The 12,382-nt window shown below is 50.7% G+C and carries 20 protein-coding genes and 4 pseudogenes; 6 read left to right on the forward strand and 18 right to left on the reverse strand.

Going from position 1 to position 12,382, the window contains the following annotated elements; all coding sequences use genetic code 11:
- Positions 1-34 precede the first annotated feature (34 nt).
- From CXB77_RS02990 to CXB77_RS20960, 6 genes and pseudogenes are all read left to right on the forward strand, one after another.
- A pseudogene (locus tag CXB77_RS02990) lies at positions 35-568 on the forward strand (glucokinase).
- Positions 558-698, forward strand: coding sequence for a glucokinase (locus tag CXB77_RS22805; RefSeq protein WP_277949336.1), 141 nt, complete (start codon positions 558-560; stop codon positions 696-698). The pseudogene CXB77_RS02990 and the gene CXB77_RS22805 overlap by 11 nt, the downstream one beginning before the upstream one ends.
- Before the next feature lie 244 nt (positions 699-942).
- The gene (locus CXB77_RS20945; protein ID WP_172452501.1) at positions 943-1,203 is read left to right on the forward strand and encodes a cache domain-containing protein; all 261 of its coding nucleotides are present in this window, start codon (positions 943-945) and stop codon (positions 1,201-1,203) included.
- 91 nt (positions 1,204-1,294) lie between these two features.
- Positions 1,295-1,579: a hypothetical protein gene (locus CXB77_RS20950; protein ID WP_146108660.1), complete on the forward strand. Its 285-nt coding sequence runs from the start codon at positions 1,295-1,297 to the stop codon at positions 1,577-1,579.
- Positions 1,546-2,175 carry a HAMP domain-containing protein gene (locus CXB77_RS20955; protein WP_172452502.1) on the forward strand — a complete coding sequence of 210 codons (630 nt, stop codon included), beginning with the start codon at positions 1,546-1,548 and terminating at the stop codon, positions 2,173-2,175. Before CXB77_RS20950 ends, CXB77_RS20955 begins: the two co-directional genes overlap by 34 nt.
- Positions 2,058-2,669: a methyl-accepting chemotaxis protein gene (locus tag CXB77_RS20960; RefSeq protein WP_146108662.1), complete on the forward strand. Its 612-nt coding sequence runs from the start codon at positions 2,058-2,060 to the stop codon at positions 2,667-2,669. Before CXB77_RS20955 ends, CXB77_RS20960 begins: the two co-directional genes overlap by 118 nt.
- On the opposite strand, the pseudogene CXB77_RS24355 reads toward CXB77_RS20960, so the two are convergent.
- The 18 genes and pseudogenes from CXB77_RS24355 to relA form a co-directional block, all read right to left on the reverse strand.
- Positions 2,644-4,136: pseudogene (locus tag CXB77_RS24355) on the reverse strand (glycogen synthase). The gene CXB77_RS20960 and the pseudogene CXB77_RS24355 overlap by 26 nt on opposite strands.
- 41 nt (positions 4,137-4,177) lie before the next feature.
- Entirely contained in the window at positions 4,178-4,717 is a 540-nt protein-coding gene (locus CXB77_RS03005) for a hypothetical protein (RefSeq protein ID WP_105072738.1), read from the reverse strand.
- 86 nt (positions 4,718-4,803) lie between these two features.
- Entirely contained in the window at positions 4,804-5,319 is a 516-nt protein-coding gene (locus CXB77_RS03010) for a hypothetical protein (protein ID WP_146108663.1), read from the reverse strand.
- 176 nt (positions 5,320-5,495) lie between these two features.
- Positions 5,496-6,005 (reverse strand): LEA type 2 family protein, encoded by a 510-nt coding sequence (locus CXB77_RS03015; protein WP_105072740.1) that lies wholly within the window; start codon positions 6,003-6,005, stop codon positions 5,496-5,498.
- Positions 6,005-7,186 (reverse strand): annotated as a pseudogene (locus tag CXB77_RS03020) (pyridoxal phosphate-dependent aminotransferase). The gene CXB77_RS03015 and the pseudogene CXB77_RS03020 overlap by 1 nt, the downstream one beginning before the upstream one ends.
- 293 nt (positions 7,187-7,479) lie before the next feature.
- Positions 7,480-7,872, reverse strand: a complete 393-nt coding sequence (locus CXB77_RS03025; RefSeq protein ID WP_146108664.1) for a hypothetical protein — start codon at positions 7,870-7,872, stop codon at positions 7,480-7,482.
- On the reverse strand, positions 7,842-8,324 hold the full coding sequence (locus tag CXB77_RS03030) for a phage antirepressor N-terminal domain-containing protein (protein WP_105072742.1): 483 nt from the start codon (positions 8,322-8,324) through the stop codon (positions 7,842-7,844). The genes CXB77_RS03025 and CXB77_RS03030 overlap by 31 nt, the downstream gene beginning before the upstream one ends.
- Positions 8,325-8,489: 165 nt before the next feature.
- Entirely contained in the window at positions 8,490-8,870 is a 381-nt protein-coding gene (locus tag CXB77_RS20150; RefSeq protein WP_197710967.1) for a hypothetical protein, read from the reverse strand.
- Positions 8,871-8,875: 5 nt separating this feature from the next.
- Positions 8,876-9,133, reverse strand: coding sequence for a hypothetical protein (locus CXB77_RS20155; protein WP_197710968.1), 258 nt, complete (start codon positions 9,131-9,133; stop codon positions 8,876-8,878).
- Entirely contained in the window at positions 9,133-9,366 is a 234-nt protein-coding gene (locus tag CXB77_RS20160) for a hypothetical protein (RefSeq protein WP_197710969.1), read from the reverse strand. The genes CXB77_RS20155 and CXB77_RS20160 overlap by 1 nt, the downstream gene beginning before the upstream one ends.
- Positions 9,345-9,713 carry a hypothetical protein gene (locus CXB77_RS20165; protein ID WP_197710970.1) on the reverse strand — a complete coding sequence of 123 codons (369 nt, stop codon included), beginning with the start codon at positions 9,711-9,713 and terminating at the stop codon, positions 9,345-9,347. Before CXB77_RS20165 ends, CXB77_RS20160 begins: the two co-directional genes overlap by 22 nt.
- The gene (locus CXB77_RS20170) at positions 9,692-10,072 is read right to left on the reverse strand and encodes a class I SAM-dependent DNA methyltransferase (RefSeq protein WP_197710971.1); all 381 of its coding nucleotides are present in this window, start codon (positions 10,070-10,072) and stop codon (positions 9,692-9,694) included. Before CXB77_RS20170 ends, CXB77_RS20165 begins: the two co-directional genes overlap by 22 nt.
- Positions 10,073-10,088: 16 nt before the next feature.
- Positions 10,089-10,226 carry a hypothetical protein gene (locus tag CXB77_RS20175; protein WP_197710972.1) on the reverse strand — a complete coding sequence of 46 codons (138 nt, stop codon included), beginning with the start codon at positions 10,224-10,226 and terminating at the stop codon, positions 10,089-10,091.
- A gap of 17 nt (positions 10,227-10,243) precedes the next feature.
- Positions 10,244-10,402 (reverse strand): DNA methyltransferase, encoded by a 159-nt coding sequence (locus CXB77_RS23505; RefSeq protein ID WP_347338041.1) that lies wholly within the window; start codon positions 10,400-10,402, stop codon positions 10,244-10,246.
- A gap of 63 nt (positions 10,403-10,465) precedes the next feature.
- Positions 10,466-10,648, reverse strand: coding sequence for a type IIL restriction-modification enzyme MmeI (locus tag CXB77_RS20180; protein ID WP_197710973.1), 183 nt, complete (start codon positions 10,646-10,648; stop codon positions 10,466-10,468).
- A 343-nt stretch (positions 10,649-10,991) separates the two neighbouring features.
- Positions 10,992-11,276, reverse strand: coding sequence for a hypothetical protein (locus CXB77_RS20185; protein ID WP_197710974.1), 285 nt, complete (start codon positions 11,274-11,276; stop codon positions 10,992-10,994).
- A gap of 361 nt (positions 11,277-11,637) precedes the next feature.
- Positions 11,638-12,006: an ACT domain-containing protein gene (locus tag CXB77_RS24360; RefSeq protein ID WP_431520700.1), complete on the reverse strand. Its 369-nt coding sequence runs from the start codon at positions 12,004-12,006 to the stop codon at positions 11,638-11,640.
- Between the two features lie 127 nt (positions 12,007-12,133).
- Positions 12,134-12,382: pseudogene (relA, locus tag CXB77_RS20975) on the reverse strand (GTP diphosphokinase); the annotation flags it as partial.

The raw sequence follows: 12,382 nt of genomic DNA on the forward strand, positions 1-12,382 counted from the left end.
TCTACTTAACGATTTGGAAGCAGTGGCATGGGGCGTGGGCGCACTCTGGCCGCATGATTTTAGCCGTGCTGCATCGGGCGATCCTCATGCTGTGGGCAATGCGTGTGTCGTTGCAGCGGGCACTGGATTGGGACAAGCCGGACTATATTGGGATGGAATCCGTCATCACCCGTTTGCCACCGAAGGCGGTCACGCAGATTTTGCGCCGACGACTGAATTAGAATTTGCGCTGCTGTCGCATCTGCACTCACGTTTCGGACCGTGAGCTGGGAGCGCGTGGTTTCTGGAATGGGTATATGCTTGAGACGAATTCATGCTGGTGCATTCGCAACGCACGACCACGCCACCTTGGTTGCAACTGGCAATTGCGGAAGGTGGCGACACGGCTGCGCGGCAGTGGACAAGCTCGGCGGCAGCGCGCCGATGTCCAGTGTGCGTGGACACGATGCAGTTGTTTTTTGCGTTGTATGGGCGCGAAGTGGGCAATGTGGCACTGAAACAAATGGCGCTGGGCGGCGTTTTTCTCGGCGGCGGCATTGCGTTTAAAAAATCTGGAGATGCTGCGTAACGGCGCATTTTTAGAAGGTTTTTTTGATAAAGGGCGCATGACGCCATTGATGCAGCAAATGCCAGTACGGGTTATTTTACAACCGCACACGCCATTGCTAGGCGCAGCCCGATTTGTTGCTGCGCAATAGGCGGAATCCGCCGTTTTATGCGGCAAAAATTAAATTAAAAAAGATGAGGAGATACAATTTAACATGCTGAAAAACTTAAAAATTGGGGCGAGAGTGCTCATTGGCTCAACCCTATTGCTGGTGCTCACCATTGGCATCAATTTGCCGCTCGTGTTATCGCAATTAACCACGCTGACTGACCATGCCGAACGTCGTCATCTTGACGATTTATATTTTTCTCTGAGCAATGCCATCATCGAACAGGGTGAACGCGCTCAAGCATGTTGCTGCGGTAGCGCAAATTCCAGAAGTGCAACAAGCCTTTGCAGAAGCGACCGCGCTCGCCGCCGAATTGACCCTGCCGATGTTCAAACACATGCGCGATCAAAATGGGGTGCGGCAATTCCAATTTCTCACTGCGCCAGCAACTTCCTTTTTGCGGGTGCACCTGCCGGAAAAATTTGGTGATGATCTGTCCGCGATTCGCCAAACCATCGTTGAAGCCAATCGCACCACAAACCGGTGAGCGGTTTAGAAAATGGCGTTGCTGGGCTAGGTGTGCGCGGCGTGGAACCGGTGAATTATCAAGGGCATCCGTTGGCGTTGTGGAATTTGGCTTGTCGTTCGATCAAACCTTTTTCGAGCGGTTTAAACAGAATTTTAATGCCGATGTAGCACTGCAAGTGATTGATAAAAATGGCTTTAAACCTTTTGCCGGAACGATTGACGGCGGTAGCGCGTTTACTGCGGAACAGTTGCAAAGCGGCATCACCGGCGAAGTGCTGCTGCGCCAGCTTGATTATCAGGGCATCCGGCAGTGGCTTACGGGCGCGTCATCAATGATTTCTCTGGCAAACCGGTCGGCATTTTGGAACTGCTCATTGATCGCAGTGCGGCAGTAGCAGCGCACCAGCACACGCTGCTGTATATCCTCGGCACGGGCGGGCTGCTGCTGCTGATTGGATTGGCGCTGGCTGGGTTAATTGCTCGCACCATTACTGCGCCGATTCGTCTCACTGTGGCCAATTTGCAAGCGATTGCGCACGGCGATGGCGATTTAACGCGGCGCTTGGATGTTGATGGTCGCAATGAACTGGCTGAATTTGCCCGTGCGTTTAACTTGTTTGTCGACAAAATCCACCAGCTCGTGATTCAAACTGCTGGCGCAGCGGCACAGATGGGCGCAGCAGCAGAAGAACTCGCAGTCAACAGCGCCGAAACTAATCGGCAAATCGTGGCAGAACAATCAGAAACGGATCAGGTTGCGACGGCGATTAATCAAATGACGGCGACGGTTGAAGAAGTAGCGCGTTACACCGCCACTGCCACGCAAAGCCAAAAAGCAAACAGACCGCGCAGGCAGCGGAGGCTGGCGATCACATGGCACAGCAAACCATCGTTGCGATTGAAATGCTGGCAGCAGAAATTGCGCAGGCTGGAATCGTCATCGCGCAGTTGTCGGATGACAGCCGCGAAATCGGTGCGGTGTTGGATGTGATTCGCGCCATCGCCGAGCAAACCAATTTGCTGGCGCTCAATGCAGCGATTGAAGCAGCGCGAGCTGGTGAACAGGGACGCGGTTTTGCAGTCGTTGCCGCAGAAGTGCGAATGCTTGCGAGCCGTACCCAATCATCCATTGCGGATATTCAAGCCAAAATTGAGCGGGTGCAAAGCGGCGCAGTAGGTGCAGTGGCGACGATTGCGCGTAGTCAAATGCAGGTTGGTTGTGGCGTGAATCAAGCGCGTCAAGCGGGAACTTCTTTCAAAACCATTAGCGATTCAATCATTGAAATTAACGACTTAAATACGCAAATTGCCAGTGCCGCTGAAGAACAAACGGCAGTCGCTGAAGAAATCAATCGCAATATCCATGTGATTTCTGGCACGGTCGATCAAACTGCTCACGGCTCAAAGCACATTGCTCAAGCCAGCGATGCGTTGACACGGCTGGCAGTTGAATTGCAAATCAGTATTGGACAATTTCGGATTTAAACGGTCGCTCGCAATTGCGCGTAAATCGCCAGATAACGCTGGCAGGTCGTCGCCACGATAAATCACTACGCATTCCATTCACGCGCAATTGCCAAAAGTATTCCGGGTAGCCATGCCATAAACCCAGCGCCCGGCGCAGCGCACTTTCTAATCCGGCAGTAGTTAATTCATCAAAGACATAACCATTGCGCAGTTCAAACGGTTGATCCGAATAGTTCGCATCAAATACCGTATCCGCTAATCCACCTGCTCGCCGTACCACTGGAACCACGCCGTATTTCATGGCGATCATTTGGGTTAAACCGCAGGGTTCATAACGGCTGGGAATTAACATTAAATCCGCGCCAGCATAAATAAGATGCGCCAGCGTTTCGTCATAACCCAATTCGAGATGACAGTCTGGATTCGCCGCAGTGTCCTGTTTTAATTGTGCAAACTGCGCCGCAATTGCCGGATCAAGTGCCGTGCCCAAAAGCACAATTTGACCGCCGTGTGCCAGCGTGTCGTGAATTCCATGTGCAATTAAATCGACACCTTTTTGATAATCCAAACGGGTCACAATGGCCATGATGGGTTTGTCCACTGTTTGCAATCCCAGCCGACTGCGCAGTGCTTGTCGATTGAGTGCCTTGCGCGGCAGCGTTTCCACGCCGAAATTGGTCGGAATGAGCGGATCAAGTTCAGGATTCCAAATCTCTTCATCAATGCCGTTGAGCACGCCGCCGAATTTGTGCGCGTAGGTATTGAGCAATGGCTGCAAACCCATTCCCTGCTCGGTGTGCTGAATTTCCCACGCATAACGCGGCGATACCGTATTCACAAAATTGGAATAGACGATGCCGCCTTGCAGCAGATTTGCCAATCGTCCGTCTTGCGAATCGCGCAGCCGATCTGCGGTCATCACGCGCTGCGGATCAAGTCCGACTTGCCGCAAAATGGTTTCGCTGACGCGCCTTGATAACCGAGATTGTGTAGCGTGTAGCAAACGCGAGTGCGATTCATACCAAGTGCTTGATAAACTTCATATAACAGCACTGGAATCAAGCCGGTTTGCCAGTCGTTGCAGTGCAAAATGTCCGGCTGTCGCCCAGATTGCAGCATGAATTCCAGCACTGCTCGCGCAAAAAAGGCGAACCGCTCGGCGTCATCTTGTTCGCCATAAATGCGGCGGCGCTGAAACAAGCCGTGCACTGATTGCGGGTCAATGAACAGGCAATTCACCTCGGTTAATTTGCCGCCAAACACACGGCAAGTAATCCATTCGTTGTGAAAAGGTACGCGCAATTGCTCATAAACTACTTGCAAATCAGCAAGCGGCGCTATGTCCAGCACGTCGTAATACGGCAGCACAATTTCTACGGTTTCGCCGCAGCGCACCAATTCTCGCGCCAGCCCCAGCACAAAATCGCCGAGGCCGCCAGCTTTGGCGATGGGAGCGCATTCGGCGCTAATCAGGGCGATGTACATGGTGTGAAATCCGCAATATGGCAATGAAAATGCGTGGTTAATCAGGAACGAGCGCAGGTTAATTCTGGTGGTGGATGCTGGCGCAGCATTTCCGCCAGTAATGCTGCGTCATCCACGCGCAGCAGCAGTTGAAAACGTCCGCCGGGTCCGATGCGATACCGCTGCCCGAACAGATCAATATCCGAATTGGGCGCACCCCAGCCGTGAATGCGCAATTCGGCTTCAATCATCACGCCTGCGCTCGGACACAGCGCGACCGTAGCGCAAAGTCGGAATGAAGCGATGGTGCTGGCGCAGTGCTGGCGCTCGGTTCGATGAATTGCTGGCGCAGTGGATAAATGCAGTTGTGAATCAACGGCGCTGCTGCTGTCGTCAGCAACCGCCAGCGGTGCGGCAATGATGGGCAACGGAAACGTTGGCGCGAGTGGCATCTGCGGCGCATCTAAACGCGGATCATTGGGCAGCGCAGTTGCCGTCGCAGTGATGAGACAGGAATGGCTGAAATTGCGGCAGCGGTCGCAGCATTGACCATGGCAACGGCGCACTTGGCGATGCTGCGCTTCCAAATGTGGCAACGGCATTTCCTGCGCGAGCGGTGGCGCAGTGCCCGCGCCGAGCAGTAGCCGATTGGAACGGGCGAGTAACAGCCAGCCACCAGTGGCGTTGGTTAAACCGAGTTCTGCTTCAAACTGCGCGTTTCGTTTCCCACCACAAAACTGCGATCACCGCTGCCTTGATGACTGGTCAGATGCACTGGCGCTTCGGCGGCAGCATCAGCGCCTCCATCAGCACGAACACGGCGCAGACGTAATACCGCTGCTGGCGCAGGGCTCGTCACCGCAAAGGCTTGACTTAAACCAATATAATCATCTGCTTCCACATGCCAATGCACCAATGCTTCGCCAGACGCGCCAGCTTCCAACACCAGTGCGGTGTCGTGAATCACCAGTGGAAATACGGAAATGAGTGGTTGTGATGGCGGCGCAAGATCGGGCGCAGTCAAGTCAGCGTTGAGCACTGGCAAAGCGAGCGCGTCTGATGACGCAGTAGCAGGACAGTCACACATCAAGACATCGGCGCAGTCTGAAATGCGATCCACTTGGCTGGTGATGGCAAAGTTCCTCGGTAAACAAATGCGGCAGCAGGTCGGTTTTAGTGGGCAGTTTTCAGTTGTCAGTAACAACGCTGTTTTTACCGACAATCGTCAACTGATAACTAATGACTTTTTTCAACTGCCTCGCTCCTCAAAGAATAATTTCTCAGCTTCCCATGAATTCATTTCAAGCAATAGACGTAACTTGAAAGCTGAATAGACTCAATCGCTTCTAGCGCAATACTAGAAGCGATTAAAATCCGTCGTTATAACGTTGGTTTAATTCCGGTGCGCAATTGCTGCGGATCAATTTTACCCGAATAGCGATAAGGCAGAGTGATTAAGCCGTCAGCAATGGTTACAGTGCCCGCAATGTTCCAATCAAGTGGACGGTTTTTCAGTGCCAATACCGGCAATTGCTGAATGAGCGTTAATAAACTGCCATTCACTTCCACGTCCACCGTTGCCGAGCCAAATGCCGGAATTTGTTGCGCCAGCGCCCCGCCACCTTCGGCTACATCCTGTCCTTCCAAACCGATGCGATAAGTCATCGCTTTGATCGGCAGGGTGCGGTCGTTGGGATTTTTGACGGCGAGCGTTGCGACCAATACCTGCCGCGTCAGTCCCAACGCTTTCGGTTGCAATTGCAGCAGCGCCACTTCCGGCGCAGTCCACGGGCGGGTGAGATTGGTCAAACCAGCGCAGCCCGCAAGCTGGCTCATCACCACTATCAACCCGACTAATCGCCATGCCGAAACCAGCGGGAGTGTGTTCATCAACCGACCATCCGCGCAATGCGTTCTAACGCTTGATCTAAATTGCTTTGACTGGTGGCGATGGAAATACGGATGTGACCGGATAAACCAAATTCAGTGCCGGGAACCAGCGCCACGCCAGCGTTTTCAATCAAATGCTCGGCTAATTCCACATCGTTATTGATGCCGGGCAATTGTTCGATCATGCCGTGAACGCTGGGAAACACATAAAACGTGCCGTCGGTGGGCAGGCAGTTGATGCCGGGAATTTGGTTGAGTCGCTCAACGACGACATCGTGACGCGCTTTGAATGCGGCAAGCATGACGCCGATGCAGTCTTGTGGACCTTGCAGCGCAGCGAGTGCGGCAACCTGAGAAATGGACGTGGGATTCGAGGTGCTCTGCGATGGATTTTAGTCATCGCTTTGATGATGTCGGTCGGTCCCGCAGCGTAACCAATGCGCCAGCCGGTCATCGAATACGCTTTGGACACGCCGTTGAGTACCAAGGTGCGCGGCGTGAGATCAGGACACACATGCAGAATGTTGACAAATGGTTCCGTACTCCAGCGAATGTGTTCGTACATGTCATCAGTGGCGATGATCACATTCGGATGTTCGCGCAGCACTGCGCCGAGCGCGGCGAGTTCATCGCGGGTGTACGCCATGCCAGTCGGATTCGACGGGCTGTTAATCAGATCAATCGCGTTTTGGCGGTGATTGCTGCTTCTAATTGGTCCGGTGTGATTTTGAATGCTTGATCTGCGCCAGCGTGAATGAGCACGGGAATGGCGCTCGCCAATAGCACCATATCGGGATACGACACCCAATAAGGCGCAGGAATAATCACTTCATCGCAGGGATTGAGCAGTGCCTGCGCGAGATTGAAGAAACTTTGCTTACCGCCGCAGGAGACCAGAATCTGCTCGGCGGCGTAATCGAAACCATTCTCACGTTTGAATTTATCAATCACCGCTTGTTTGAGTTCGGGCGTGCCATCGACGGCAGTGTATTTGGTAAAACCGCATTGATCGCAGCGATGGCAGCATCTTTGATGTGTTCTGGCGTATCAAAATCGGGTTCACCGGCTCCCAGTCCAATCACATCTTTTCCGGCAGCGCGAAGAGCTTTGGCGCGAGCGGTGATAGCGAGAGTGGCGGAGGGCTTGACGGCCTGAACGCGGGCAGCGAGTGTCGTGGTCATCGGCGATAATCTCTTGAAATTCCTAAAGGTGATTAGATGCGTGTTGTACGACCGACAATCATAGCGAAACCCTGAAATCTGAGCACGTTGATTGCGCGTCGCTGGCAATTTAAATCCCCCCTGCCCCCCTTTTTCAAAGGGGGGAAAAGAAAAGCCTTTTTCACAGAGTGAAATAATCGCCTGCATTTTCGCTAAAGAGAGAAATAAAAGCCCAGCGGAAAATGAGAAATAAAAGCCCATCAGAAAGCGGGGAAATAAAAGCCCCCCTTTGAAAAATGGGGGTTGGGGGGGATTTAAAGCGGCAAGGATTGTGGATTGATATACGCATCCAATCGCGCTAATAACTCAGGAAAACGCTCCACGAAAAACAGCGGCTGCGTCTCGCGGGGATTATTCGGACTGGTTTCATTGCGCCCGTATTTCAAACCCTCCTCGGTCAAGCTCCAAAACTTTTTAATCGTGTTGCCGGTGCTCTTGCGGGAAAGATGTTCCAGAATGCCCATTGCTTCCAATGCGGGATTGACCGTCTTGGCAACGTGATGAAAAAGCGGACTCCTCATCTCTTTCAATAGCGGCGTAATCGCTCTGACCAGTGGTTCATCGACATAATCGGAAAGAAAAGCAGGTGAAATGTGTTCACTCTGAGCGATCTTCGTCAGCATCCGAATCTTACTGGTGTCTGACATGCGCAACATTCGCGCCGCTGCTTCAGCAATATAATCGCAATAGCCAGTTCTCTGCTAATGAAAGCGTGATCTGATGTTGTATTGCGTGGATTGATTGCCTGCCCCTGCGTCCAATAATCCCAGAGCGCATCATCACATTCATTCTGATAAGCAATGACGGTCTCACGAATGTCTGCCTTTACTTTATTCGAGTGAATGGTCATCAGCCAGCCGGGGAGCTTGCGGAGCGGAAGGCAAAACATCTCCTGTTGTCCACCTGACGTGGGTATCAAGATAATCTTGACACCCCATCGCCCTTTGTTTTCATTAAGTTTTTCATGCTGCCCTTGCCATGAAATTCCCATGCCCTCGACGATGGGTTTCATTGGCGTGTACGGAACGCCGTCGATGTCAACGAGGAAAAGGGTTGTATTGCGGAATGGAACGGGAATGAGAGTATTACTGGTTTCCATAACGGAACCTCTGTAATTGTTTCGACACAATGGTTTATCCAAAATGGCTTGGACTGCCGGGAGGGTCGAAACGGCTACAGAACCGTGTGGCTATTTCTGAGTTCTCAGTTATTTACCACACTCCCGACGTTCAAGAGCTTAAACTGAGAAGGTATAAAAAGTCGCTTATCTAACGAGTGCGAGTTCCGCTGCATGAAGTTTCGACACCTCTTGATAAAGAGCAAAACACGCCAACAAACCAATGTCAACCACTAAATCAAGCGCATTTCCCCGCGCCAGATTCAACGCTAATAATCGCTGCAAAATCTCCGCTTCATTCAATTCCGCTGCGTCATTTTCCCAGCCATAAGCTGCGGCGACTGCCTGATCTAGTTTGACATTTGCATTCACCAGCCATGCTGGTTTTTTATTATACAAATTGGTCAGAGTGCGCTGTTTTAATTGCGCAGCAAATGCGGGTTTAGCAATGATTCGATCAGGATAACCCGCCACCACTTCCGGCACTCGCTCAATCCATTCTGGCGGATTTAACCAATTCTCACGCAATTGATTTAATTGAAATGCTGCCTCAGCAATAGCGACTGCGTGATCTCGGTATTCAGTTGCAACCGTTGGAATAATTGCACGCTGTCTAAAGTTTCAATTCCGCTGCCAGTATTCGCTGGCGTTAATCCAGTTGGAAAAGGAAAAGTCTCAAATGTCGTGGTCGGTGTATAGCGCGGATTAATTACCTGAACAGTGGTAAGTACACATCCGCAATGTCCATAATTTATGAAAAAGTGAATGTAAAATGCCAAAGGTGGTGTCATCAGAACGGGTAATTGCTGGAGTTGCGCTGTAAGGTAAAACGCTGACTGGTGCAAATGTAAAAATAAGATGTTTTTGCCACCAATGGAGTAATGATGTAGCGCGAAATATCTTTTAACGCTTTTCGCATTCCCGGACGCGCTTCTCCATACTGCCACCAATACTTGCGATGATTATCACGTCGAACGTTGTCACGCACGGGTTTAATACGATCTAAAATATAACCGAATGGCATTTCATACAATGCCGCTGTTTTTCTGGCATTCCACAACCAAAATCAATCATCCAAATATCACGATTGCGCCGCACAACATCTAAACCGTTCCAGCCCGGACGTAATACATCACTATTCGGTTTTCCATGTGGATTCGGTGACAACAACCATTTCCGTGCCAAATCACCAGCAATATCAAATTCTCCAACTTGCAATACGCCTTGAAAAGCAACGCCAGCATTTTCAGCCAATGTTTTAGCGCCGGTTAAATCCGACGTTACTTCATTTGTGCTAGCCGTTAAATCTGCATAAATTGCTGCAACTTTTTCACCATTCAACACTGGCTTTAATGCTGTATTCCAAAGCAAATCAAACTGACGCGCACCGCAGCGCCGCTGTTAATCCAAGGCTCATCTGACCACGCATTAAAAATGGTCGTCGTTGCACAAATGCGTTCCAATACTTGACGATTTGCTCCACCACGAATTGAGTGGTTGATACTAAACCAGCAGCGTTCTTTTCCCATTTCAATCTGCGCTCGCGCCTTTTCAAACCAATACGTCACCAAATCCGCACCGCCCGGAATGCGTCCCTGATAACAATTGCGCAGTCGTTTGACATTATCATCACCCATTGCACCGAGCATTCGTTTATCACCCAAAAAAGGCGGATTGCCGACAATCACATCAGCGGCTGGCCAATTCGGTTCCGAGCCATCCGCATTCACCACTGCATCACGTTGGTCAATAATATTGATGGTTTTTCAAAATTGGTTTTTTGCCAATGAAAAAACCGTGATTCAGCATCCATTGAATTTCACCAATCCACACCGTCACTCGCGCCAATTCTGCTGCATAGGAATTCAATTCAATGCCCAGCACATTTTCTGGCCCGACCGCTATAAAGCTGCGCGCAATCCTAAACGCTCAGATTCTAAAATCACCTCGTGTTCCAAATCTTTCAAACCGCGCAATGTCAATAATAAAAAGTTTCCCGAACCGCAAGCAGGATCAAGGACGCGAAAATTTCGCAACCGTTCAAATACCGTTGATAGCAATGCTTGCGCAGATTTAATTGCTTTGTGCGGGCGCTTGCTGATTTTGCTGCATCCGCTTTTTCATTAATGCAGCAATTCAATCTGTTGCAGACGCCATTCTTCGCGCAATGGATCAAGCACCACCGGATTAACCAGCTGCATAATTGATGCCGGATCGGTGTAATGCGCACCGAGTTGTTCACGTTGATTGGGATCCAATCCGCGCTCGAATAATGTACCGAAAATACTCGGTTCAATGGCTGCCAATTTAACTGCGCCAATTCCCGCAATACGCGCACATCATCGCGGGTTAATGGCAGCGGCGCAGCGGCATCAAATAATCTGCCATTAAACCAATCAACCGGATCATTCCCAAAGAATCCACCAGTTGCCATTGTATTAAATAAATTAGTGAGTGTTTGCGGCAAATGTTCCAAACGCTTCTGCCCGTTTTTCAATAATTCACTAAACAATTGATTGGCAATAAACCAATTCATCAGCGAAAAAACAAAACAGAATTTGCTGGCAAAAATGCGCGACCTGTTGGTATCGTGACCACGTTCACATAATGTTTGCGCCAATTGACCAAATTGTCGCGCCGCGTCTTCCGTTAATGCCGCAGTGGTGAGCGTGGGGCGCAAACGCTCCGTTCAGAAAATGCCCATTTTAATAACTTTAATTTGTCAGGATTGCGTAAATCATCCAACTGCAACACATGTTCTTTAGAAACCGTCCCATTAAATGCGGTATGAATAATAATCCGTTCCATATCGGAAACAATTAACAACGGCGGATTTTCTAATGCTGGGGCGTAGCGATGCAGTTGGACAAAGGCTTCATTCAAGTTTTTGCGTTTGCCTTTGTATTCCCAACCAAAGCAATTGCGTTTCCACACATCCGCCCAGCCATCGCTGCCGTGGTTTTTTTCGCGCCGCGTTCAAAGCAAAACACGCACCAACCGGATCAATTTCCGCTGGCGTTAGCTCATTTAATAATCGACACAAATCAATAAAATGCTCCTGTGAACCAGAGCGTTCTTTCAAGGTGGAGATTTGCCATTTGGCAATGAATTGTTCTGGGTCATATAAATAATGCTCTATTAGCAGATTGTAGGTTAGGTTAATGCAGTCAACCCAACATCACCAACCGCTGAGGCATGAAAAAACTGCCTTGATTGCTCAATGACAGTTCAATTTATCGTATTGATGTTAGCGCAAGTTTTGGGTTGCCAACAGCGCAACCCAACCTACCGTTGTTCAAGAAAAAGTATCGGATTTAAGACCGCCGCACTTCCAATACATCTGGAATCTGCTGCAACCGATTGTTGAGTTGACCGAGCTGCTGCATGTTTTTAATTTCAATGATGAAGTGCATCGTCGCGCAGGCAGTGTCCGATCCGAATGGGTATTCACGCCCACCACGTCCACATCCGCATCCGAAAACACCGACGACACATCGCGCAATAACCCTTTGCGGTCGGCAGCAATCACAAATAAATCAACTGGATACAGCGCCTGCGTCGGCTGGGCGTTGCCCAGCGTACTTGCAGCAATCGCTCGGCCTCGGCGGGCGGAAGTGACGCAAATTGTGGCAGTTTTTCCGATGAATGGTGACGCCGCGTCCACGAGTCACAAAGCCGATGATGTCGTCATCAGGAACCGGTTTGCAGCACTGCGCGATCTGCGTCATCAAATCATCAACGCCTTCTACCACCACATCGCCCGCGCCGGTTTTTCGTGCCGCGCCATTGTTTTAGGTTTCGGCAGACGCGATTCGAGGTTTTCGACGGCTCGATTTTCGGTTCAAGCTGCCGCGCAATGTGCCCGCTGCAACATCGCCGCTGCCAATGCGGCCTAATAATTCGTCACCGCGCCGATAGTTAGACCGCTGCGCCAGCGCATCCAAACGGGCTTTATCCGGCAACCCGGCGCGTCCCAATTCCAGCGCCAGCGCCGCTCGCCCATCCTGAACATGCTGATCGAAATGCTGCTGTTTGAACCA

The organism is Chromatium okenii, from assembly GCF_002958735.1.
In the GTDB taxonomy this organism is placed as follows: domain Bacteria; phylum Pseudomonadota; class Gammaproteobacteria; order Chromatiales; family Chromatiaceae; genus Chromatium; species Chromatium okenii_A.